21 protein-coding genes are annotated in these 24,239 nt (G+C 54.3%); 17 read left to right on the top strand and 4 right to left on the bottom strand.

Features of this window, described 5'->3' with window-relative positions:
* Positions 1-29 precede the first annotated feature (29 nt).
* Positions 30-842, bottom strand: coding sequence for a glycosyltransferase family 32 protein (locus tag ACT3RP_RS00860; RefSeq protein ID WP_193062244.1), 813 nt, complete (start codon positions 840-842; stop codon positions 30-32).
* Positions 843-1,342: 500 nt separating this feature from the next.
* On the opposite strand from ACT3RP_RS00860, the gene ACT3RP_RS00855 reads away from it, so the two are divergent.
* On the top strand, positions 1,343-2,257 hold the full coding sequence (locus tag ACT3RP_RS00855) for an HAD-IIB family hydrolase (protein ID WP_483393056.1): 915 nt from the start codon (positions 1,343-1,345) through the stop codon (positions 2,255-2,257).
* Between the two features lie 21 nt (positions 2,258-2,278).
* Complete coding sequence (locus tag ACT3RP_RS00850; protein WP_444671648.1) at positions 2,279-3,499, top strand: glycosyltransferase family protein; 1,221 nt, start codon at positions 2,279-2,281, stop codon at positions 3,497-3,499.
* A gap of 38 nt (positions 3,500-3,537) precedes the next feature.
* Here the strand turns inward: ACT3RP_RS00850 and dsbG are convergent, their stop codons facing one another.
* Positions 3,538-4,287 (bottom strand): thiol:disulfide interchange protein DsbG, encoded by a 750-nt coding sequence (dsbG, locus tag ACT3RP_RS00845; protein WP_193062687.1) that lies wholly within the window; start codon positions 4,285-4,287, stop codon positions 3,538-3,540.
* Between the two features lie 47 nt (positions 4,288-4,334).
* A complete protein-coding gene (locus ACT3RP_RS00840) occupies positions 4,335-6,101 on the bottom strand; it encodes a sugar phosphorylase (protein ID WP_441685088.1) in 1,767 nt (588 codons plus the stop codon).
* Positions 6,102-6,234: 133 nt separating this feature from the next.
* Between ACT3RP_RS00840 and nrdR the strand changes: the two genes are divergently transcribed.
* From nrdR to ACT3RP_RS00790, 10 genes are all read left to right on the top strand, one after another.
* Positions 6,235-6,738 (top strand): transcriptional regulator NrdR, encoded by a 504-nt coding sequence (gene nrdR, locus ACT3RP_RS00835; RefSeq protein ID WP_193062251.1) that lies wholly within the window; start codon positions 6,235-6,237, stop codon positions 6,736-6,738.
* Positions 6,735-7,901 carry a bifunctional diaminohydroxyphosphoribosylaminopyrimidine deaminase/5-amino-6-(5-phosphoribosylamino)uracil reductase RibD gene (gene ribD, locus ACT3RP_RS00830; protein WP_193062253.1) on the top strand — a complete coding sequence of 389 codons (1,167 nt, stop codon included), beginning with the start codon at positions 6,735-6,737 and terminating at the stop codon, positions 7,899-7,901. Before nrdR ends, ribD begins: the two co-directional genes overlap by 4 nt.
* Positions 7,902-7,958: 57 nt before the next feature.
* Positions 7,959-9,125, top strand: a complete 1,167-nt coding sequence (gene ribBA, locus ACT3RP_RS00825; RefSeq protein WP_441685083.1) for a bifunctional 3,4-dihydroxy-2-butanone-4-phosphate synthase/GTP cyclohydrolase II — start codon at positions 7,959-7,961, stop codon at positions 9,123-9,125.
* Between the two features lie 4 nt (positions 9,126-9,129).
* Positions 9,130-9,618, top strand: a complete 489-nt coding sequence (gene ribH / locus ACT3RP_RS00820; RefSeq protein WP_096281292.1) for a 6,7-dimethyl-8-ribityllumazine synthase — start codon at positions 9,130-9,132, stop codon at positions 9,616-9,618.
* On the top strand, positions 9,615-10,109 hold the full coding sequence (nusB, locus tag ACT3RP_RS00815) for a transcription antitermination factor NusB (RefSeq protein ID WP_193062257.1): 495 nt from the start codon (positions 9,615-9,617) through the stop codon (positions 10,107-10,109). The genes ribH and nusB overlap by 4 nt, the downstream gene beginning before the upstream one ends.
* Before the next feature lie 36 nt (positions 10,110-10,145).
* Positions 10,146-11,132, top strand: a complete 987-nt coding sequence (gene thiL, locus ACT3RP_RS00810; protein WP_483393055.1) for a thiamine-phosphate kinase — start codon at positions 10,146-10,148, stop codon at positions 11,130-11,132.
* Positions 11,129-11,602, top strand: coding sequence for a phosphatidylglycerophosphatase A family protein (locus ACT3RP_RS00805; protein ID WP_096281286.1), 474 nt, complete (start codon positions 11,129-11,131; stop codon positions 11,600-11,602). The genes thiL and ACT3RP_RS00805 overlap by 4 nt, the downstream gene beginning before the upstream one ends.
* 145 nt (positions 11,603-11,747) lie before the next feature.
* Positions 11,748-13,001, top strand: a complete 1,254-nt coding sequence (locus ACT3RP_RS00800; protein WP_193062261.1) for a DUF945 family protein — start codon at positions 11,748-11,750, stop codon at positions 12,999-13,001.
* A 140-nt stretch (positions 13,002-13,141) separates the two neighbouring features.
* A complete protein-coding gene (lon, locus tag ACT3RP_RS00795; protein ID WP_193062263.1) occupies positions 13,142-15,652 on the top strand; it encodes an endopeptidase La in 2,511 nt (836 codons plus the stop codon).
* Between the two features lie 178 nt (positions 15,653-15,830).
* Positions 15,831-16,889: an oxidoreductase gene (locus tag ACT3RP_RS00790; RefSeq protein ID WP_441685079.1), complete on the top strand. Its 1,059-nt coding sequence runs from the start codon at positions 15,831-15,833 to the stop codon at positions 16,887-16,889.
* Between the two features lie 64 nt (positions 16,890-16,953).
* Here ACT3RP_RS00790 and nudE read toward each other — a convergent pair whose 3' ends face one another.
* Positions 16,954-17,580 carry an ADP compounds hydrolase NudE gene (nudE, locus tag ACT3RP_RS00785; RefSeq protein WP_427047029.1) on the bottom strand — a complete coding sequence of 209 codons (627 nt, stop codon included), beginning with the start codon at positions 17,578-17,580 and terminating at the stop codon, positions 16,954-16,956.
* A gap of 92 nt (positions 17,581-17,672) precedes the next feature.
* Between nudE and yrfG the strand changes: the two genes are divergently transcribed.
* From yrfG to ACT3RP_RS00760, 5 genes are all read left to right on the top strand, one after another.
* Positions 17,673-18,341, top strand: a complete 669-nt coding sequence (gene yrfG / locus ACT3RP_RS00780; protein ID WP_193062267.1) for a GMP/IMP nucleotidase — start codon at positions 17,673-17,675, stop codon at positions 18,339-18,341.
* A 17-nt stretch (positions 18,342-18,358) separates the two neighbouring features.
* A complete protein-coding gene (locus ACT3RP_RS00775; RefSeq protein ID WP_193062269.1) occupies positions 18,359-18,748 on the top strand; it encodes an RNA-binding S4 domain-containing protein in 390 nt (129 codons plus the stop codon).
* Positions 18,749-18,812: 64 nt separating this feature from the next.
* Entirely contained in the window at positions 18,813-19,688 is an 876-nt protein-coding gene (gene hslO / locus ACT3RP_RS00770) for an Hsp33 family molecular chaperone HslO (RefSeq protein WP_193062271.1), read from the top strand.
* 361 nt (positions 19,689-20,049) lie between these two features.
* A complete protein-coding gene (locus ACT3RP_RS00765) occupies positions 20,050-21,606 on the top strand; it encodes a phosphoenolpyruvate carboxykinase (protein WP_427046975.1) in 1,557 nt (518 codons plus the stop codon).
* Positions 21,607-21,839: 233 nt separating this feature from the next.
* Complete coding sequence (locus tag ACT3RP_RS00760) at positions 21,840-24,185, top strand: Tex family protein (protein WP_483393054.1); 2,346 nt, start codon at positions 21,840-21,842, stop codon at positions 24,183-24,185.
* The last annotated feature ends 54 nt before the right edge of the window (positions 24,186-24,239 follow it).

Raw genomic sequence — 24,239 nt, 5'->3', positions numbered from 1 at the left:
TGTTAATTCAGGGCCTTTTGCTTAGATACTTATGGTTCTTCTTGGCGGACAATACTCACTTTTTGTTGCTCTTTGGTCCACTTTCCCGCTGCTTTATCGATGTACTGAAAGTGCTCGTTAGTAAAGCTGCCTTGATTGCAGGCATGGCGGTAAGAAACCGTGGGCACCTCTTGTATGTTTAGCAATTGATTGAACACGCCTGGCCCGGTTAGCTCAAATACGTTAGTGAGCTGATTGTCTTTAATATTGTTATTAACCTGATTGATTAATTTTTCGAGATTCGGGTTTTGAGGCTTGCTGGCAATAAAGTAATTACTGAAATCCCCGCGCCGCGTGACGACGTACAGCTCCTCCGTATTCCTGGCTAACGTATCGCTTAACGGCCAAATAGCATGGGCATCGATATCTAAATAAACGCCGCCATATTCTTGTAGCACCAGCAGCCGCCAGAAATCAGCCTGTGCAGCACCTATCTGTAATTTCAAATAGTTTTGAGTGATTTCACTGTCATAGTGATCCGCAATAAATAGGTGCCTTGCTTCCGTCACCATAAAACGATATTCAAAACGTGGGGCCATCAGGCGATTAAATAAATAGTTTAGATAGACAGGCAGCGTCACTTTGTCCGTGAAGTTGGTCTGCCAAATAATCCGCGGGATTGCCACTTTCTTGGCGGAGGGCTGAAGCAACGGTGGCGCATAGGCTGGCAGGGTAAAGCGCTTGTTAGGAAAGGCGGCGTGGAAAGGATAGCAAAGCACTTTGGTGATATTGGCGGTCAGTTTGATGACGCGGCTAGCAATAACAATAATATGTTGCTTAACAGTCTGTCGTTGACGACCCATAGGAAACCTTTACATATTTGACGATTGGGATAGATGGCTTTACCAGCCCCCTTTGCCCTCTAACACGCTGCGAGCGTGCTATTTAGATCAAAGGCCTGAAATCACCAATTACGCTGGCCGTTGGCTAGCGCCTGGTGGGAAAGGGCTCACTCTGCGGTCATTTCTTCGATGAGTATGCTAGCGCGCATTTTGCTTTAATGCATCACTTTAGAAAGGTTTAGCCTACACGCAGCGGACAGGGTATTAGCACCACTGTGCATCAGCCACACAGCCGTTGGAAGACAGCAGCGTGCGCCGATTGTTTTATGCGCCTTTTGGGTGCGCTATCAACGCTGCTTTTTGGTGCTGCCATTGGCTTGAGCGCAATGCCACTACACAAGTGATATGTAACTCACTGCGAAACCAGCATTTATCGTTTTTGGCGCATTATTTGCCTTATAAGCTTGGTAATCCAGACACGACGTCTTAACTGTGCGTTAAGACTGAAACGAGGTAGTGCCATGCTTGAAGCCAATCGTCTCTCGGCGCCAATCTTTTCCATAGATCCTGCTTTGCAGCCTCGCTTAGTCGTCACCGACTTAGATGGCTCGCTATTAGACCACCATAGCTATGACTTCAGTCCCGCTGCGCCGTGGCTTGCCCGATTAAAACAGATGGGAGTGCCGGTAATCCCCGTCACCAGTAAAACCCGTGCCGAGCTAATCCCTTTACGCGAAGCGCTGGGTCTTACCGCAACGCCTTTTATTGCTGAAAATGGCGCGGTCATTGGCCTGCCGCCTGGCTGGTGTCATGCACGTTTAGATCGCCCGGGCAGTGGGCGCGACGGTGTGGTGATCAAGCATCCGGGGATCGATATTGGCTTTATTCGTGCTCGTCTCAAGGTGTGGCGAGAACGGCTAAAATGCCGCTTTACGCGTATGAGTGAGATGAGCGTCTTAGAGGTAGTGAAACTCACCGGGCTTGACGAAGCGCGTGCCCGGGATGCACGTCAGCGAGAAGGCAGCGAGCCACTGTTATGGCAAGACAATGCGGCTGCCTTGGATACCTTCCGCGCTGCCTTGGAAGGCGATGGATTGGCGTTGACTCAAGGCGGACGTTTTTGGCATGTCATGGGACGCACTGCCGATAAAGGTAGCGCGGTGGAGTGGTTAATTAGGCGGTTTACCACCTTAAGAGGGCGTACGCCGCTTTCACTTGGCCTGGGGGACGGGCCCAACGATGTCACGATGCTGGAAGCCGTCGATCAAGCTGTGGTTATTCGTGGCTGTCATGATTTGATCGTTGAGCCCAATAGCCTGTCGTTATATCGCACGCAAGCAGCAGGGCCGGCTGGCTGGGCTGAGGGGGTGGCCCATTTTTGGGGGCGAGACGAACGCCGTTTAGTCGCGGCAACAACATGTGATGCCGTTATTTAACCTACTCAGGAAGGCAAACATATGAGCGACTTTCATCAAAACGGCATTATTACTGATTTTCACAACCTCACTCGACGCCCAGTAGAGGCGTTAGAGCAGGAGCTATGCCAATTTTCACGTCGACGCCCAATGGGATTAATCCTGCCTTCGTTATTTTCGGAATTGGAAGGAACCGCATTGTCGGCGATTGTTGATGAGTTAGTGAAAGTGCCTTATCTCAATGAGATTGTAATCGGCCTGGATCGGGCTGATCGTGAGCAGTTTTTACATGCCAAGGAGTTTTTCTCTCGCCTGCCTCAACATACGCGTATTTTGTGGAATGATGGCCCACGATTACGTGCCTTGGATGCGGAGCTAGAAGAGCATGGGTTGGGTGCGTTAGAACCAGGCAAAGGGCGCAATGTGTGGTACTGCGCAGGCTATGTATTGGCGTCTGGGCGGTCATCGGTGGTCGGGCTACACGATTGCGATATTTTGACCTACGAGCGGAGTTTGCTGGCGCGTTTAATGTATCCGGTCGCTCATCCGAATTTTAACTATCGTTTTTGTAAAGGCTACTATCCGCGTATTGCAGAGGGGAAATTGAATGGCCGCGTCTCACGGCTATTAGTGACGCCGCTGTTGCGGGCGTTAAAAATCGTCTGTGGGCCGCTGCCTTACCTGGACTATTTGGATAGCTTTCGCTACCCGCTCTCGGGTGAGTTCGCTATGCGTAGTGACGTGTTGGAAGGCATTCGTATACCTGCAGACTGGGGACTGGAAATCGGCGTTTTGTCTGAGTTACAGCGCAACTACTCCCTGCGTCAACTATGCCAAGTGGATATTGCTGATGCCTATGATCACAAGCATCAGCCGATCAGCGAAGATGATCCTGATGGCGGTTTAAATCGCATGAGCCTGGATATTTCAAAAGCGCTTTATCGCAAATTGGCGACCCAGGGCATTACCTTTAGCAGTGAAGACTTTCGTACCCTCAAAGCAACCTATTACCGGTTCGCATTAGATTTAATTGAGGCCTACGATCACGATGCGACGATGAATGGCTTAAGCCTAGATCGGCATACTGAAGAGCAGGCCGTTGAGCTGTTCGCCAGCAATCTACTCGAAGCGGGCAATCTGTTTATGGATAACCCGCGTGAGCGACCTTTTATTCCTAGCTGGAACCGTGTTCAGGCGGCTGTGCCTAGCCTGCTGGCGCGCATGCACGAAGCGGTAGAGCTGGATAATCAGGGGGAAGTATAGTCTCTGGCCAAGTGCCACGCTCATCATGAACGTGGTACTTAAGGCGTTTCGCTGCCCATCATGTCGACCAGCTGTTCATCGTTAGGCAGGCCTTGAATGCGGTCAATGCGAACGGTGCCGTTTTCCGTTTCACGCTGGAAGGCACTGGTTGGCGTTGCGTATAATCCTAGCTCTTCAAACAGCTGATTATTGGCATATACCTGTTCTTCGATATCCCGTGGCTGGGCGCTTGCTTCAACGCTTTGCTGACCACTTTCATGTGCCTTCAGCGTGGCAGCGGGATCGTCGGCACCTAAAATAGCGGCGGCTTTACCCGGGCTGTCAGGGGCTAAAATGCCCACCATGATATGGCGCAACTGCACATCGCCGGCTTCTACCCAGGGGCGAGCGTTTTGCCAGAACTGGCGGCAGTAGGGGCAGTTGGCATCGGTGAAAACGTAAATCACGCGGGGGGCGTTAGTGTCACCGTCTTGAATCCAGTGGCTCTGTGCTAATAACTGCCAAGTTTGTGCTTCTAGCGGTGCGCGTACATGTTCATCCAGCTGCGCATCAGTGAGGTCATTGCCTTCACTATCCATTAGCGTGCCGACAATGACGTGTTCCCCGTCAGGGGTTAAGTAGGCAGCCATTTCCTGGCCCTGCCTCGTCACGCCATAGCCGCGTAAATCGCCCGGCGAATCAAACTGCCCGTGGATCTCGAAGCCTTGGTCAGCGAGAGACTGTATCGGTGCAGGAAGGTCGTCGGCATAGCCAATAGCTGTGCTTCCAAGCCCTGCAAGTAATAACATGCCACTGATGATGGGTTGGTAATGTAAGCGCACGTTTGGTTATATCCTTAGTTGTAGGCTACTAGCCAGCGTACCGCATAAGGAGAAAGAGCGCCCTCAACATTCCAGGGATTATCGAGATCAAGTGCTTGCCAAGTATGCCTACCTAGCGCCTGTATGATGGCATCACCGCCATTTTCTAGCGCAAACGGCGTATCGGTCACGTTATACAGCGCTAGCAGGCGCCGCCCATCCGCAAGCGGGCCACGTTCCACGGCGAGCAGCTCAGGCGCGGATGCCAAGGTTCGCTGTGCGGCAGTAGGGTGAAAGCAGGGCTCTTGGCGGCGCTGACCCAGCAGCCGACTTAAGGCGTGAAAAACATCGTGGGTGGGCGTGGAGGGGCTGTCTAGCAGTAGATCAAGTTCGCTACGCTGCCAGCGGCGACGGTTAATCGAGCGCAAGCGGCCGCTGCGTTCCACGCCTTCTACATCGTTGAGCGTGCCCGTTAGTGTGTGGATATACAGCGCAGGAATCCCTTGTAAGCTCAGCATAATCGCTTGGCTGCATATAAACCGGGCTATCTGCCAAGGGTCAGGGCCACGGCGGGTGCCGCGCATGGCTTCGAACCAGGTAATATTAATCTCATAGGGCGTATCGCTGCCATCAGGATTGCTGCGCATGCTGACAAAGCCACCAAAACGATGCATGAGTTCCAACAGTGCATCACGTTCATGATCAGGCAGTAGCCCTTCCAGCGGACGTACGCCAATGCCGTCGTGGCTAGCGGTAAAGTTCAGGTAAGTGCAGTGATCGGGGAGGATGGGTAGGCTCGTTAGCCATGTTTGCAGCGTATGGGTCTCGCCCCGAGTTAAGGTGTGTAGCAATAACGGCGGTAACGCAAACTGGTAAACCATATGCGCCTCATCGGGCTCGCCTTCGGGGAGTCGTTCCAGCCCGAAATAGCTGATGTTCTCCTGATGAGGAACGTTGGTTTCGGTAACGAGTAGCGTGCCGGGGGCGACGTGATCCACTATGGCCCGTAGTAGGCGCACCACGGTATGCGTTTCTGGCAAATGAATACACGCGGTACCCAGCCGCTTCCATAAGAAGGCCACCGCATCCAAGCGCACAATCCGCGTGCCTTGCTCCAGGTAGAACAGCAAAATACCCACGAATTCTAACAGCACGTCCGGGTTTTCAAAATTCAGATCAAGCTGGTCTTCGGAAAATGTTGCCCACAGATAGCGCGTGCCGCGACGGGTTGATATTGGCACTAGCAGAGGGCTGCTACGGGGGCGCACTACCTGAGACACATCGGTACTGGGATCAACGTCAATAAAGTAGTCGCGGCCGGGCAGGCTACCGCTAAGATAATCTACGCACCACAGCGATTCTCGCGAGACGTGATTGAGCACTAAATCGGCCATCAAATCATAATGGCTGGCGAGCTCGCGAATATGTGACCAGTCGCCCAGGTCAGTATTGACTTCCCGGTAGTGGATGACGGAGAAGCCGTCGTCACTGCTCCACGGGAAAAAAGGCAGTACGTGCACTCCGCTGATACGCTCGCCTAACCGCGCCTGGAGAAAGTCGCTGAGCACGGCCAACGGTGGCAGGTCTTCCTCAATAATAGAGTCGCCATAGCTGATCACCCACTGATCTTTCTCGCTCCAAGATGGTGCATTCTTAGGTTTAATGTCGATGCCCGTAAACGAAAATGGGGCAAGTGACAGGAAGTGGGTAATATGCTGGTTTAAACGACGCTGGACCTCGCAAGCTCTAGGGCCGTAAAGATGGCTGAGGTAGTCGTGGACGGTCTGCTCAAAGGGGGGCATGACGGACTCCTGATAAACAATCTGCTACAAACGCTGCAGCTTGTGTGCCAAATCGCTACAATGCGAGGTAGATACCGCGTTTAAACGCTAACTCGTGGGCCCGCTGACACGAGCTGACAATAGGTTGACCGCCATGCATTGCCCTTTTTGTGGTGCAAACGATACTCGAGTGACCGATTCGCGGTTAGTAGCCGATGGCGACCAAGTACGCCGTCGGCGCCAGTGTGCGAGTTGCCAAGAGCGATTTACCACCTACGAAACGGCTGAACTCGTTATGCCGCGGGTAGTGAAATCCGACGGTTCGCGAGAAAGCTTTAATGAGGCCAAACTGCGGGCCGGTATACTGCGTGCGCTAGAGAAGCGTCCGGTCAGCGCAGAAGCCATTGAAGCGGCGGTGGAGCGCATTCGTCAAACCCTGCGCGCGCGGGGTGATCGCGAAGTCAACGCCCGCGATATCGGTGAGTCAGTCATGCTGGCGCTGAAAACGCTGGATCATGTGGCCTATATCCGTTTCGCCTCGGTATACCGTAAGTTTCAAGATTTGGACGAGTTTCGCGCGGAGATTGATCGGTTGTCTCAAGAGCCATCTCAAGAGCCATCCTCTAAGCCCAGCGACGGCAGCGAGCCGTTGAAATGAGTGCCGTTTTTAGTCAAGCCGATCACCGCTATATGGCGCGGGCGCTACAGCTGGCAAATAAAGGGCTTTACACGACCGATCCTAATCCGCGGGTTGGCTGTGTGATCGTTAAAGATGGACAGGTCGTTGGCGAAGGTTTTCATCTGCGTGCCGGAGAACCCCACGCGGAAATCCATGCCTTAAACGCCGCAGGTAAACGTGCCCAAGGCGCGACGGCATATGTGACGTTGGAGCCCTGTTCGCACACCGGTCGCACAGGACCCTGCGCCCAGGCGCTCGTGGTGGCCAACGTGGCCCGCGTCGTTGTTGCGATGGTCGATCCCAACCCTCAGGTCAGTGGCCAAGGTCTACAGCGGTTAGAAGCGGCAGGCATTGACGTCGCGGTGGGTTTGCTAGAGAGCGAAGCGCGCGCGTTGAATCCTGGTTTTATTGCCCGAATGACAGCTCAGCGGCCCTTTGTGCGCTTGAAGATGGCGATGAGTTTAGATGGCCGTACGGCGATGGGGTCGGGGGAGTCGCAGTGGATTACCGGGCCAGAGGCGCGCTGCCAAGTGCAGCGACTGCGCGCGCGGTCTAGCGCGATATTGAGCGGCGTTGAGTCGATGATTATGGACGACCCGCGACTTACGCTTCGCGCTGAACAGCTCCAGCTCGATAATGCTGACGACGTGGTTCGTCGGCAGCCTCTGCGGGTTATTTTAGACACTCGACTGCGCTTGCCATTAGCCGCAGCCTGTTTGAACGAACCCGGGCGCACCCTGGTGATCACCACGCCAGAGCACCTGGCTGAAAAGCGCGAACGGCTAACTCAGGCGGGCGCTGAGGTCCACGTATTGCCAGCCGGTAGCGACGGCCGTATCGACCTCGCTTTAATGCTGCAGTGGCTAGCTGAAAATGAACAGATTAATGAACTGCTGGTAGAAACTGGCGCGACGCTCGCGGGGGCCATGCTTGATGCTGAGCTGGTCGACGAGCTGCAGCTGTTTGTGGCGCCGACCCTGTTAGGAGGTGAAGCGCGGCCACTGTTTGCGCTGCCCGGGCTCTCCCGTATGGCCGATCAGCGGCGTTTAACCATTCATGATATGCGGGCGGTGGGGCGCGACTGGCGCATTATCGCTTCCCCTCAGCCGACTAGCGCCAGTGACGATACCAAGGTACCCTGACGCGCGAAATCGCAGCAAACGCGAGTACCTTTCGCGACAACATTTTTTGGAGATTCCATGGCGCACTCCTCCTCTAGGGGGCTATCCCCTATCGCTGAGCTGGTGGACGATATCCGCCAAGGCAAAATGGTGATTCTCATGGACGATGAGGATCGCGAAAACGAAGGTGATATCATTATGGCCGCCGAAAAGGTGCAGGCCGAGCATATCAACTTCATGGCCCGTTTTGCCTGCGGTCTTATCTGTATGCCAATGACACGAGCCCGCTGCGAGCAACTTAATTTGCCGCTAATGGTGCGCGATAACGGCTCTGGTTTTGGCACCAAGTTTACGCTTTCGATTGAAGCGACTGAAGGCGTCACTACCGGCATTTCCGCTGCCGATCGTGCGCGTACCGTACAGGCCGCCGTGGCCACGCATGCCAAACCGTCCGATATTGTTCAGCCGGGGCATATTTTCCCGCTGATGGCCGAACCGGGAGGCGTGCTGCGTCGTGCAGGGCACACAGAAGCCGCCTGTGACTTAGCGGCGCTGGCGGGGTTTGACCCCAGCGGCGTCATCTGTGAAATCATGAATGATGACGGCAGTATGGCGCGCCGCCCAGAGCTTGAAGCGTTTGCTGAGAAACACGATATTAAAATCGGTACGATTGCAGACTTGATCCATTATCGTATCGTCAATGAGCAGACCGTCGATCATATTGAAGCGTCTTCTGTGACGACTTCTCACGGTGAGCTTGAGTTGCATGTATTCCGTGATCGCATTCAGGGCGCTCATCATTTGGCGCTAGTGAATGGCCAGCCTAGCGCCGAGGAGGTCACCACGGTTCGCGTGCATCTGACCGATACGCTACGCGATGTGATGGGATTGATGAAAGGTGAGCAGTGCCGCTGGGATGCGCACGGCGCACTGGAAGAGATTGCCGGCTCAGCCCCCGGCGTATTTGTGTTGATCGATGACGGAAGGCCGCATCAGGATTTGAAGGATCAGTTGGATATTTTCCTTGATCGCGTTCGCCAGCCGCGTACCAGCGACTCCGACGGCGCCGGCAATTACTTAACTATCGGCACTGGCTCGCAAATACTGCGCTATTTAGGCGTGGGTAAAATGCGATTACTTAGTTCACCGTGGAAGTTTTCCGCGCTTTCCGGCTTTGATCTCGAAGTCGTTGAGCGTCTTGGCCCTAATGACACGGCGTATGAGCCAACTTCTCAGCAGGAATAAATTGATGCACTCCCTCTCTCAAGTTGAAGGTACTTTTGTTGATGTCGATGGCCGTTACGTCATCGTGGTCGGCCGTTTTAACCACCATATCGTCGATAGCTTGGTAGAAGGTGCTATCGATAGCTTGACGCGTCATGGCGTCGACGCTGAGCATATTCACATTGTTCACGTGCCGGGCGCTTGGGAACTGCCGCTGGCGGTTAAGCGCGTGCTGACAGTGATGAAGCCTGATGCGGTGATTGCGCTAGGGGCGGTGATTCGCGGTGGAACGCCTCACTTCGAATACGTAGCAGGCGGTTGCAACACCGCGATTAACCACCTTCAGCTTGAATTTGATACCCCGATTGCCAACGGCGTGCTAACCGTTGAAAGCATCGAGCAAGCGATTGAACGCGCGGGTACGAAAGCGGGCAATAAAGGTACTGAGGCGGCGATGGCGGCAATGGAAATGGTCTCTTTGCTACGGGCGCTTTCGCCAGGAGATTCTAAATGAGCGAGCGCAAACCGTCTGCCGCTCAGCAGAGTCGTCATGCCGCGCGTGAGTTAACCGTGCAAGGGCTTTATCAGTGGCACATGACGGGTAAGTCCATCACCACCATTGAAGCCGAGTTTCGAAGCCAGGTTGCCGATGATGACTTGGAAGATCACGAAAACTGGGTGAAAGTGATGGAAATCGCCGACAAGGCGCTGTTCCATGACCTGCTTCACAACACGGTGCGTTTTAAAGCAGAGCTGGACCGTGATATTTCGCCGCTGTTAGATCGCCGCCTGGAAGATCTGGATGCGGTGGAACTTGCGATTTTAAGGCTGGGGGCTTACGAGTTATCCCGGCGTATGGAAGTGCCTTATCGTGTCGTGATTAATGAAGGCGTTGAGCTGGCTAAGTCATTTGGCGCCACCGATGGCCATAAATACGTGAACGGCATTCTGGACAAGCTGGCAATTCGCTTGCGCAGTGCCGAAGTCAGCGCTCGTCGTCTCTGAACGTGAGCGGTATGACAATGCGTTTAAGGGGCCTTTGTGCTTGCCGAATTTGATTTGATTCAACGCTACTTCATGCCGTCGCAGGAGGCTTCGGTGTCTGATGGCGTCGCACTAGGATGTGGCGACGATGCCACGCTACTGGTGCCGCAAGCAGGCCAGCGGTTGGCCGTTAGCGTTGATACCTCGGTCGTGGACGTACACTTTCCCCGCGAAGCGCCGGCATTTGCGGTGGGCCATCGTGCATTGGCCGTAGCGCTTAGCGACCTGGCGGCCATGGGCGCAACGTCGCGCTGGTGCTTAATGGCATTGAGCTTTGATCAGCGTTCGTTTGCTGACGACGACGCGACCCAGACATGGCTAGCCGACTATGCGCGCGGCTTTCACGCGCTTAGCGAGCAACATGCCACGACGCTGGTCGGAGGCGATGTCACGTCAGGCGCTCTGGCTATTGGCGTTACCGTGATGGGCGAAGTGCCAGTAGGTCAGGCGCTCACTCGTGGCGGTGCTCAGGCGGGCGATTTAATTGCGGTGACCGGTGCGCTAGGCGGCGGAGCAGGCGGCCTGGCACTCTGGAAACAGGGTGAGCGTGATCTAATGCATCCGCTGTTAAAGCGTTACTTATTGCCCGAACCGCGCTTGAGCGCAGGCATTGCACTGCGTGGTTTGGCTACCGCAGCTCTGGATGTTTCCGACGGGCTGCTGGCCGATTTAGCGCACTTGCGCGCGGCCTCTCACGTCGGGGCAGTGATCGATATACATGCCTTACCGCTAGCGGAAGGCCTGAAAAACGCGCTAGGCCGGAAGGCCGCGCTGCAGTCGGCGCTCTGCGGTGGTGACGACTATGAGCTGCTAGTGACATTAAGTAGTGACAATATTGCTAAAGCGCAGCAGCGCTTGGCGCCATTGGGGTTGACGCTCACCGTCATAGGCCGCTGTCAGGAAGCGCTAGGTATTAGTGCGGCTGATCAGACAGATATCAGTGGCTATGCTGGTTGGCAGCATTTTAGTGGGGAAGCGCCATGAATCGTGCACCGAAAAGTGTCTGGCGTCGCCCAACGCATTTTTTTGCCTTTGGCTTAGGCAGCGGCACAGTGCCTTGGGCACCCGGTACGTTTGGCACCCTAGCCGCGATTCCTTTTTATTGGATGATGGCGGATTTACCCCTAGGGTGGTATTTAGGTATCTGCTTTGTCGCTTTTATTGTGGGCGTTTGGCTATGCGATAAAACATCGCATGATTTAGGCGTGCATGACCATTCAGGCATTGTGTGGGATGAATTTGTCGGCTATTGGTTGACCATGGCAGCGGTGCCTTTTTCGTGGGAGGCTGCGCTATGGGGATTTGTGGTGTTCCGCATCTTTGATGTGTTCAAGCCTTGGCCAATTCGCTGGGCAGACCGCCGCGTCGCCGGTGGTTTTGGCATTATGATCGATGATGTTATGGCGGGGGTTTACGCCTGGAGTACGATGCACCTTTGGTTCTGGCTGCACTAAGCAAGATGCTTAGTCAGCGGTTAGTAAAGGTAGGCAAGGCGTCGTCAGAAGTACAAACTCTGTAGATCGGTTTTTCGGGTGCATTGGCTTCAGCTATTGGCTTCAGCTACGTTTGCGTCGAGTGCGTTGGTTTCAAGGAGAGAGTATGCGCAAGGAACGTCTGATTGTCCCCACGCTGGCGGTGATCGCCGTGGTATGGGTGGCAGCGCAGCTCCTCTCAAGCATCCTTTTTGAACGCAGCCTGCATCAAGCCTTGGAGGATCTAGAGGCTCGTGGCGAGTGGCGTGTTAGCCGCACAGAGAGCCGCCAAGGCTGGCTAAGCTCCCATGGTAGGCTCATTCTCTCACCGCTTTTAGGCCGCCCTTGGCGGCTTGAGCTTAACTACAATGCCCGCCACGGCATTTTAAGTACTGACGTTGAAGGTTCCCTTTTACCCCGCTTAGATACCGTGCTGCAGCAAGCCGTGGGTGAAGTGACCGCGCCTTCTGTACCACGCTGGCAAGGCCGTTATCATACCTTGAGCGGCCACAGCGAGCTGCGCCTTGCACTGGCCCCCTTCGTCATTCAGCAAAATGGCCGCGAATTATCCGTTCGCGGCGCCCGGCTGCGCTTAGAAGGCGTGTTTGGCGACTGGCGCTTGCGTGCGATGTTAGATCAGCTCACGTTGACCGATGGCATGTCTCAGCTGGCGGTTGGCCCCACCGTCCTTGAAAGTCGTTATACCTACACCGATGGCGCCTACCACTTTTCGCAGCGCGATCATTTAAATATTGAAACGCTGCAGTTGAGCTACCCCGCGTTTGTTATGCAGCTTTCGCCCTTAGATTTGCGTAGCCATATGGTATTGGATGAAGGCGAGCTGCGTATTAAGGGTGAGCTAGAGGTGGGTGATGTACTGGTGCCTTCAGAGGCGCCTGATACGCCGCTAATGAATGGCCGAATCGAGATGGAGCTTTCTCGCTTGAACGCTGACGCGGTGCGCCATGGCATTCGTCGTTTACGCCAGGAAGCCGCTTGGGGAGACTCAAGCCTGCCGATGGCAGAGGGTTTGTTAGCCCGCCTTGAACCAGATTTGCGCAACATGCTCAGCGACTCACCGCGTCTGGATGTCATGACCGTCGCCATAGACAGCCCCTTATTGGGCATTCGCTTAGACGCGGACGGCGCGCTCTTTTTCGATGCCCGCAAGTTAGATGAGCTAAGTGTCGTCGATTTGGACAAAGACAAAGAGCGGGCTAATTGGTTTGAACGCATTGATGGCGATTTCACCTGGCACGAAGCCCCCACCGTAGCCGCGCTATGGCTAGGCCTGCCGCTAGGCACCCGTGAACTGCAGTTTGATGTTATACGTGGCGTATGGCGGGTTAACGGTCGCCCAATGCCTGAACTTTGGCCGTAATCATTGATGAGTGCTTAGCTTAACGCATGATATAAACACTCGGTTGTAGGCGTGAAGGGTTGAAGTTTCGGCTATGTGCCCGCATTCCATTGGCAACGTTAGGCGGTTCTCACCGCCGATATCGGTTCATTGGAGGACGCATGAGCGACCAAGATTACGACCGCGATGATGAGCACCTTAACTGGCAAGTAGACGACGAGTCTTTTTCAGCCACTGATAAAGCTTCTCATCAGGGCCATGACGAACGCCCTCAGAAAGCGAATGAAGAGCAGGGCAGCCAAGACTACCGCTCAGACGGTGAACGGGTAAATTCTCTAGTGCCTGCCAGTGAAATGCTGCCAGAGCGCATCTACCTCCTTCCTATCCATAATCGTCCTTTTTTCCCGGCCCAGGTTCAGCCTTTAGTGGTTAATCGTGAACGCTGGGAAGAGACTATGCGCCGTGTAGGCAATACGCCTCATCACATGATTGGCGTTGCGTTTGTCGGTGAACAGGGCGTTAGCTCCATTGACCACAAGAGTTTTCCCGAGATCGGGACTGCCGTCAAAGTCCATAAGCTAAAGAGTGAAGATGAGCAGATTCAGTTTATTGCTCAGGGTCTGCAGCGCTTTAAAATTACTCGCTGGCTCTCCAAAGAGCCGCCGTATTTGGTTGAAGTCACTTATCCAAAAGAGCCGGTTGACGCGGAGAATGAAGAAACCCGCGCCTACGCCATGGCGATTATCAACGGGATTAAAGAGCTGCTGCCCATAAACCCACTGTATGGCGAAGAGCTTAAGCATTACCTCAACCGCTTTAGCCCCCATCAGCCAGGCCCGTTGACCGATTTTGCAGCGGCGATTACCTCTGCCAAAGGCCCCGAACTGCAGGATGTGCTGGCAACACTTTCGGTAGAAGAGCGGATGCAGAAAGTGCTGCCGCTGCTGCGGAAAGAGATCGACGTGGCTCTGCTACAGGGTGAGATCAGCGAGCAGGTAAACGCGCAGATGCAGGATCGTCAGCGCGAGTTTTTCCTGCGTGAACAGCTTAAAGTGATCCAGCGCGAGCTGGGTATTTCCAAAGATGATCGTGAAAACGATGTGGATACTTTCAGGGCGCGCTTGGATGCGCTAGTGGTGCCTGAACGCGTTCAAACCCGAATTGATGATGAGCTTACCAAGCTCAGCGTCCTGGAAACCGGGTCGCCAGAGTATGGCACCACGCGTAACTATCTCGACTGGCTAACCTCACTGCCTTGGGGCGTGACCAGCCAAGATCAGTTGGATCTTCCGCATGCCCGTCAAGTGCTGAATCGGGATCACGACGGCCTCAGCGACGTTAAAGAACGCATTATCGAATTCCTGGCCGAAGGTACTTTCAAGGGCGATGTTGGCGGTTCGATTGTACTGCTAGTCGGCCCGCCAGGGGTGGGTAAAACATCGATCGGGCGATCGATCGCTGAGACGCTAGGCCGTCAGTTTTACCGGTTTTCGGTCGGCGGGATGCGCGATGAGGCGGAAATCAAAGGCCATCGGCGTACCTATGTAGGCGCTATGCCCGGCAAGCTCGTGCAGGCCTTTAAAGAGGTAGAGGTCGAAAACCCCGTCATCATGCTGGACGAAATTGACAAGCTGGGGCAGTCCTTCCAGGGGGACCCCGCTTCGGCGCTGCTGGAAGTGCTTGATCCCGAGCAGAACGTCGATTTCCTCGACCACTATCTTGATGTCCGGATGGACCTTTCTAAAGTGTTGTTTATTTGCACGGCTAACACCTTGGATTCGATCCCTGGGCCATTACTTGATCGCATGGAGCAAATTCGCCTTTCTGGCTATATCGCGGAAGAAAAACTGGCGATTGCCAAGAATCATCTGTGGCCGAAATTGCTTAAACGCGACAATTTACCTAAAAAGCGCATTAATTTGACCGATGCGGCTTTAAAACAGGTTATTGAAGGCTACGCTCGTGAAGCCGGGGTAAGGCAGCTGGAAAAACAGCTCCACCGTATTGTGCGTAAATCAGCCGTGAAACTGCTGGAAGACGATATTGAAACGGTCAAGGTTTCGGTTAAGAACTTAGAAGAGTTTCTGGGTGCGCCGATCTTCCGTAAGGAAAAAGTGTTAACCGGTGAAGGCGTTGTAACCGGGCTTGCGTGGACGTCCATGGGCGGCGCAACGCTGCCGATTGAGGCAGGCAAAGTGCATTCATTGGATCGCGGTTTCAAACTCACCGGAAAGCTGGGAGAGGTGATGCAGGAGTCGGCTAATATCGCCTACAGCTATACGCTTGGTCACCTGCAAGAATACGGTGCCGATGCCGATTTCTTTGACTCAGCGTTTGTGCACCTTCACGTGCCGGAAGGGGCGACGCCAAAAGATGGCCCTTCGGCGGGTGTCACGATGACGACGGCGCTAATGTCTCTTGCCAAGCACCACGCCATTGATAGGCCGCTGGCAATGACCGGTGAGCTGACGTTAACCGGTCAGGTGCTGCCGGTAGGGGGTATTCGCGAGAAAGTGATTGCCGCCCGGCGTAGCGATATATTCGAGCTCATTCTTCCCGATGCTAATCGCCGTGATTACGAAGAATTGCCGGACTATCTGAAAGAGGGCATGACGGTGCACTTCGCCAAGCGCTATCGCGACGTCGCTGATGTCGTATTTGGCCGTGACTAAGATTAAGCTAAGTTTAAACTACGCTTAGAGATTAAAGCGATGCCAATAACCCGGCCCGCTTCTTGCGAGACTGCTGTACTCGTATTGATAGAAAAGTACTGGTAGAGCAGTATTGATAAAACAGTATTGATAGAACAAACCGGGTAATAAATCGCAATAATACATGTGAAGGAATGCAATGAAGGCGACCATTAACGTTGGACTGGTTGGCTTCGGTTTCGCTAGCCAAACCTTCCACGCACCGCTGATCCAGGCCGCAGAAGGCCTGGATTTGGTGGCTGTATCATCCAGTGACGCTGCCAAGGTGCGGGGAGCATTACCTAACGTCGAGGTGGAGAGTCAGGCGCTAGCGCTATGTCAGCGTAGCGATATTGACCTCATCGTTATCCCTACACCCAACGATACGCACTTTTCTCTTGCTAAAGCGGCGCTCTCTGCGGGTAAGCACGTGGTGGTCGATAAACCGTTCACTGTCACGGTGTCAGAGGGCAAACTGCTCAAAAAACTAGCCGATGATAAGGCGCGGCTACTCTCGGTATTTCACAATCGCCGCTGGGACAGCGATTTTCTAACCGTAAAAGCGTTGCTAGAAGCGGGCACGTTAGGACGCGTTGTCAGCATCGAATCACGCTTTGATCGCTTTCGCCCACAAGTAATTGACCGCTGGCGTGAGAAGGCCGCGCCAGGAGGCGGTATTTGGTACGACCTGGGGCCGCATCTGCTAGACCAAGCCTGCGAGCTGTTTGGCATGCCGCACGCCATTTTGCTGGAAGTAAGCGCTCGGCGTGATGGTGCAAAGGCTGATGATGACTTCCTTGCCGTGCTGGATTATGAAAGCTTTCGCGTTACCCTGGCGGCGAGCACGCTAGCGGCCGATCCTACGCCACGCTTTCGAATTCACGGTACAGATGGCAGCTATGTAAAGTATGGTTTAGATCCGCAGGAAGAGCGTTTGAAAGCCGGTGAGGTGCCCGGAGCACACTGGGGGAATGATACTCAGCACGGTACGCTAACGTTACGCGAAGGCAAGGGTGAAAGCACGCCGCTAATACAACGCGAACATGCCACCTTGCCCGGTGATTATCTTGCCTATTATCAAGGAATTGCTGCCGCTATTCGCGAGCAGGCGCCGCTGCCGGTTAGCGTAGATGACGCACTGCGCTCAATGACGTTGTTAGAAGCAGGGCTAGATAGCCACCGTCAACGGCGCTGGATTTCTTTGAAGCATCATTTCTGAAGCATCACGTCTGAAGTCAACGCAGCGTTGGGTAAACGCCAACGCTGCTCTCATTCATTTGTGATTAGAGTAAATCAGTGGCGTTGTGACGCTTTTCTTCCCGCATTTTATCCCTGGCGATATAAAGAGCGGCAATGGTGCGCCCTTCATGGAAGTCATCGCGCATTAAGAGCGCCGGCAGCTCTTCTAAGGCATGCGTTTCCACAATCAGCGGTTCGGGTTCATCTCCCGGCAGCCGCTTGGGATAAAGGTCGGTGGCGAGCAGCACCTGCATGCGATGACGCATGTAGTTGGGGGCCAACGAAAGCTCGACCAGCGGTTCAATGCAGTGCGCACCAAAGCCACACTCTTCCATCAGCTCACGGTTGGCCGCGGTGACGATGTCTTCACCGGGGTCGACCAGCCCTTTCGGTAGCGTAAGTACGTAATCTTCAAATCCCGCTGCGTATTCTCGGATTAGCAATACGTGATCAGGGTCTGGCATTGCCACAATCATCACTGCCCCGCGATCAGCGCCGGTTAAACGCTCGAACTGACGCTCTTCGCCGTTAGAAAAACGCAGTGCTAATGACTCCACTTGAAATAAGCGACTTTGCGCCACACATTCGCGCGATAAAATTTGCGGTTTGCGCAGGTAATCAGTACTGCTGCGGGTGTCGGGATCATGAGGGGCTGTGGGGGAGTTGGGCATAAAGGAGTCGGACATAAAAGCGTGCCTCCATGGCTGGTAAAAGGCGGTTAAGCTACAATAGCACGCTTACTCCTTACGCGACCGGAGCGACAATGATTGATTGGCGCGAGATAGACACCGTCCTTCTCGATATGGACGGTACGCTGCTAGATTTACATTTCGATAGCCATTTTTGGCTTGAGCATTTGCCGCGGCGCTACCGTGAATTGCACCAGCTAGATGAAGCCTCTCAAGAGGCGCTAAAGGCTCGCATTATTGGTGAGCAGGGCACTCTGAACTGGTACAGCCTAGCGTACTGGAGCCGCGAGCTAGGGGTCGATATTGTTGCCTTGAAGCGCGAAGTGCAGCACTTAATCGGCCTACGCAGCGGCGCGCTGGATTTTCTTAAATGGTTAAAACAGGCGCATCCTCGCGTTATCCTGGCCACTAATGCCGATCGTGCGAGCCTTGCCTTGAAACTGCCGCTGACTGGTTTGGAAAGCTACCTTGATGCAATCGTTTCTTCTGAAGACGTGGGCGCTGCCAAAGAAGAGCAGGCGTTTTGGTTCGCGCTACAGGAAATCGAAGCCTTTGACCCTGCCCGTACGCTATTTATCGATGACAACGCCAGCGTGTTAGAAAGTGCCCGTGAGTTTGGCATCAAGCATTTATTGGGCATTAAACAGCCGGATAGTCAGCGGCCTGAAAAAGAGCTGCAGGAATTTATTGCTCTGGATCGATTTGCCCAGTTGCTGCCCGAACAGCTGCCGATGTCGTCGTAACGACAAGGAGAGCATGCATGAGTGAAAGCGTACGCTTAGATAAATGGCTGTGGGCTGCGCGTTTTTTTAAAACCCGTGCGCTTGCCAAAAAAGCGATTGAAGGTGGCAAAGTGCATTACGATGGCGCCCGGGTTAAGACCAGTAAAAACGTCGAAGTGGGGGCCAATATTCGCGTGCCGCAAGGATGGGAAGTTCTTGAGGTAGAGGTGATATCGCTTTCAAACCAGCGCCGCGGTGCGCCTGAAGCACGCATGCTCTATGCCGAGACCGACGACAGTATCCAGCGCCGTGCGCGGGAAGCCGAGGCTCGGCGACTCACCAATGAAGCGATGCAGCATCCGCTCAAGCGTCCCGATAAAAAGCAGCGCCGCGATATCCAGCGCTTCCAGCGTCATCAGGGAGAGTAATGCCCACGCTTTGAGTCACCACCGTTAAACATCAGCTGCACTTTAAACAGTAGGTAGTTAAATCATGTCCGATCAAATTCAACGCTTTATATTCGATCAAACCAATGTACGCGGTGAAATCGTCACCCTGTCTGCCGCCTATCACGAAGTGTTGGATCGCCACGCTTATCCGACCGCTGTTAATGAGCTGCTGGGTGAGCTGCTGGCGGCGGTGGCGCTGCTTACTGATACGGTTAAACTGGATGGCACGCTGAGTATTGAAGTGCGCGGGCGAGGCGTGCTGGCATTATTAATGGCTGAGTCCAACCCCGGCGGTGAGCTGCGCGCGATTGCCCGTATCGCAGAAGATGCCGCGCTGCCGAGTGAGCATGCAAGCTTTCGCGAACTGGTGGGCGAAGGCCAAATTGTGATCACTCTCGACCCTCGTGAAGGCAATCGTTATCAAGGTATTGTGGCGCTAGACCAAGACACGCTGAGCGGCTGCCTGGAGGCCTATTTCAGCCAGTCCGAGCAGTTGCCGACTCGCCTATGGCTGGCAGCGAATGAGGAGCGCGCTGGTGGTTTACTGTTGCAGCGCCTGCCGGAAGCATCGCAAAACCAAGATGTCGATGCCTGGAGTCGTAGCGTGCAGCTGGCCGATACTATCAAAACAGAAGAGCTGCTGGGGCTTGAGCAGCGTGAAGTGCTGTACCGTCTTTATCATGAAGAAACGGTGCGCGTCTTCGATCCGAAAGATTTACGCTTTGGCTGCACGTGCTCTCGCGAGCGAATGACGTCCGCGCTGTACTCATTAGGCCAAGACGAGCTGCGCGATATTCTTCAAGAACAGGGCGCAATCGACACGCAATGCCACTTTTGTCACACGAAATATCACTACACGGCAGCGGATATTGAAACTTTGTTGGATGACCCTGAGGCGCCATCACCGACAATTCACTGATTGTGTAGTCAAATGCAGCCATCAGCGGGTCTGCCCGTCGTCGCGGGAGGGTCAATGGATTCAATGAATACGACGCTTTTGGCAAACGGTCGTTTTATTAATTACTGCGTTGCAACACAAAATGTAGTGTCTATGTAGTAGTTTAACTACACGATATTTGATCTTCGCCCCCGTTTCCCGGGGGCTTTCTTTTTGCCATAATGCGCCCGACTTCAGCGCACCCAGCCGGTTTAGCCATGGTTGGGATGAACTTTAAGGCGATGGTAATGAAGATGCTTGCACGTTAGACACGTCACGTCTTTGTAAGCAACTCCTTTCGCCCGGTAAACGAGACATAACGGCCTTAAGGCCAGGAATCGACATGACCACGACTCAAGCTGCTCCCCAAGCCCACGTCAACCTCAGCAGCGCCGAACTGATCGAGCGCGCAGTGGCAAGTGGTGAAGGCCGCCTGTCGGCCAACGGTGCTCTGGTAGTAAATACGGGCCTGCGTACCGGTCGTTCTCCGAAAGATCGTTTTATCGTCGATGAGCCCTCTACGCGCAGTCAAATCGATTGGGGCGGTGTCAACCTGCCTTTCAATGCCGACAAATTCAACGCCTTGTGGAACCGGGTTGATGAGTATCTGACTAGCCAAGAACATTTCGTGACTGAACTGCACGTCGGCAGTGATTCCGCCCACTACCTGCCGGTTCGCGTCACCACCCAAACCGCTTGGCAAAATCTGTTTGGCCGCACCATGTTTGTACGTCCTCAGGCCTATAATCAAGCCGCTAAAGACGAATGGGCAATCCTTAATGCCGCAGGCTTTGAGTGTGATCCTTCGCGCGACGGCACTAACTCTGATGGTTGTGTGATCATCAACTTCGCTGAGAAGAAAGTGCTAATCGCCGGTATGCGTTACGCCGGTGAAATGAAAAAAGCCATGTTCTCCGTGCAAAACTTTCTGCTCCCGGCTGCCGACGTGCTGCCCATGCACTGCTCGGCTAACGTCGGTGAAGATGGCGAAACGTGCCTGTTCTTCGGTCTTTCTGGCACCGGTAAAACCACGCTTTCCGCTGACCAAACGCGCTTTTTGATTGGCGATGACGAGCATGCTTGGGGCGACGGCATCGTCTTCAATATGGAAGGCGGCTGCTACGCCAAGTGCATCGATCTTTCTGAAAAGAACGAGCCGGTTATCTGGAACGCCATTAAATTCGGCACCGTGCTTGAGAACGTTGTGTTGGATGACCGCCGTGAGCCCGATTACGCTGACGACAGCCTGACTCAGAACTCACGTGCCGCCTACCCGCTAGAGCACGTCGAGAAGCGCGTACCGGAAAATCTCGCGGGCGAGCCGAACGCGATCGTGTTTCTGACTTGCGATATGTCTGGCGTGCTGCCGCCGGTGTCCGTGCTGTCTAAGGAAGCGGCGGCTTATCACTTTCTGTCAGGCTACACTGCCAAAGTGGGCTCAACCGAAATGGGCTCGTCTGAAGGCTTGGCCGCGACGTTCTCTACCTGCTTCGGCGCGCCGTTCTTCCCGCGGCCTGCGCGTGAATACGCTGACCTTTTGATCAAGCGTGTCGACAAAAAAGACGCTCAGGTGTACTTGGTCAATACTGGCTGGACCGGCGGCGCTTACGGTGAAGGCGGCTCACGCTTCTCCATCCCGACGACTCGCGCCATCATCAGTGCGATTCAGTCAGGTGTGCTGCGCGACATCGAAACCAAGCATATTGATGGTCTTAATTTGCAGGTGCCTGTTTCCGTACCGGGCGTTGACTCTAGCCTGCTTGATCCGCGTGAAACCTGGCAAGACCGTGAAGCATACGATCGTCACCTGAAAGAACTGGCGACGAAGTTTGTTAATAACTTCAAGAAATTCGAAGGCGTCAGCGACGCAATCGTCAAAGCGGGCCCGCAGGTGAGCTGAAAATAGGCTTGCCCGTAAGTGTCATAAAAATGGGACAGTGCTTCGGCACTGTCCCATTTTTTTATGGGTAGCTGCGGATTGCTGTGATGTCGTCTGATCATGGCTTTTGTTTATGGTCGGTGATGAAACGCCGAAAATGGGGCCATTCCGGTTACGCTGCAAGTCATGCCAGCCGTGGTAGGTTTGTGGTACCTTGGCAACATATCAAATGCTGCATGAGTTAGTTGTAATTTATGGATGTCAATCAGCGTATTATTTTGCGCTTAGCCACTGAGTTAAGCGTACGTCCCGAACAAGTCTCTGCCACGGTGGAACTGCTGGATGGCGGCGCCACCGTGCCGTTTATTGCCCGTTATCGTAAAGAAGTCACCGGCGCCCTAGACGATATTCAGCTACGTCAGTTAGATGAGCGCCTGCGCTACCTGCGCGAACTTGAAGAACGCCGTGCCGCAGTGCTAGCCGCCATTGATGAGCAGGGCAAGCTCGACGGCCCGCTAAAGGCAAGCATTGATGCCGCTGAGACCAAGCAGCGGCTGGAAGATCTATACCTGCCCTTTAAGAAAAAGCGCCGTACCAAAGCACAAATTGCCCGCGAAGCAGGGCTTGAGCCATTGGCGGATGCACTGCTGGCTGATCCTACGCTAAGCCCTGAAAGCGAAGCCGCTCACTATTTGCGCTCGGCGGAAGGCGATATTCCCGCCATCGAAGATGCCAAGGCTGCGCTAGATGGCGCCAAGCAGATTTTGATGGAGCGCTTTGCCGAAGATCCCGAGCTGATAGGCCAATTACGCGAACGGCTGTGGCAAGAAGGCGAACTCAGTGCCCGTGTGCTTGAGGGCAAGCAGCAGGAGGGCGCTAAGTTCTCCGACTACTTTGAGCACGACGAGAAGCTGGCCAAAGCGCCTTCGCACCGCGCGTTGGCAATGTTCCGCGCGCGCAACGAAGGTATCTTAAGCCTGTCGATTCGTTTGCCTGGTGAAGACGATGCCCCGGTTCATCCTGCCCAGGTGACGATTGCCAAGCAGTTCGGCATTGGTGATCAAGGCCGTGCGGCGGATAAGTGGCTCGCTGAAGTTGTCCGCTGGACTTGGCGCGTAAAGCTTTATACCGCACTGGAAACAGAGCTGCTGGGCCGCCTACGCGAAGCCGCTGAATTAACGGCTATCGAGGTGTTTGCAGCCAACCTGAAAGACCTGCTGCTAGCGGCACCGGCGGGCCAGAAAATTACCCTCGCGATTGATCCAGGCCAGCGGACGGGCTGTAAAATTGCGGTGATTGATGCCACCGGCCAGTTTATTGATCAGGCGACTATTTACCCTCACGCGCCGCAGAACCGCTGGGATGAGTCGTTAGGCGTGCTAACCAAGCTGATTAAACAGCATGGCGTTGAGCTGATTGCTGTTGGTAACGGCACCGCTAGTCGTGAAACCGACAAGCTGGCAGGCGAGCTGGTCAAGGCGCTGGCGCCCGCGCAACGGTTAAGCAAGGTGATGGTCTCAGAAGCCGGCGCCTCGGTGTATTCTGCCTCTGAATACGCCTCTCGTGAGCTGCCTGATTTAGACGTCACTATCCGTGGCGCGGTGTCCATTGGCCGTCGCCTGCAGGACCCGCTCGCCGAGCTGGTCAAAATCGAGCCCAAGTCGATTGGCGTGGGGCAATATCAGCACGATGTTTCTCAGGTACAGCTGTCGCGTAGCCTGGAAGTCGTGATCGAGGACTGCGTTAACGCGGTCGGTGTCGATCTCAATACCGCCTCTAGCGCGCTCCTTTCACGGGTTGCTGGGCTGAGTGCGGCGCTGGCTGAAAATATTGTTGCCCAACGCAATGCAAAGGGCGCTTTTAAAAGTCGTAAAGAGCTATTAGAGGTGAGCCGCTTAGGCGCGAAAACCTTTGAGCAGTGCGCCGGCTTTCTGCGTATTCATAATGCGAATAATCCGTTGGATGCTAGTGCCGTTCACCCTGAGGCCTATTCTTTGGTGGAGCGTATCGCCAAGCAGGGTGGTCGTGAGGTGAAAGGCTTGATTGGCGATAGCGCGGCGCTAAAAGCGTTCAAGCCTGCCGACTTTGCCGATGAGCGTTTTGGTGTGCCTACGGTCAGCGATATTCTTAAAGAGCTAGATAAACCTGGCCGTGACCCGCGCCCTGAGTTTAAAGCTGCAGAGTTTCGTGAAGGGGTTGAAACACTGAAAGATCTCAAGCTCGCCATGGTGCTGGAAGGTACCGTTACCAACGTCACGCACTTTGGTGCGTTTGTTGATATTGGCGTCCATCAGGATGGCCTGGTGCACATCTCTGCGTTATCCGACCGGTTTATCGACGACCCGCGCAGCGTTGTAAAGGCAGGGGATATCGTGACGGTTAAAGTAATGAGCGTTGATATTGCGCGTAAGCGAGTAGGGCTTTCCATGCGCTTGGATGATCAGCCTGAGGCTGAAAACGATGTTAAGAACGGCGCTGATCAGCAGAACGCCCAGCGAAAGCCTACGCGGGGGCAGCGTAGTGCTTCGAAGCCCTCTGAGCAGGCGGCACCCATGGGTGCGCTTGGCGCCGCTTTGTTAAAAGCGCGTGGCGGAAAATAGTCATAGGCAGCGGTAACGTATCGCGCGCCTTGAAAAAGCGATGTCTTGATAAGC

Origin of the sequence: Halomonas sp. AOP5-B2-8 (genome assembly GCF_052376475.1) — a bacterium.
Lineage (GTDB): Bacteria > Pseudomonadota > Gammaproteobacteria > Pseudomonadales > Halomonadaceae > Vreelandella > Vreelandella casei.
This window is presented reverse-complemented; position numbering and strand designations above follow the sequence as displayed.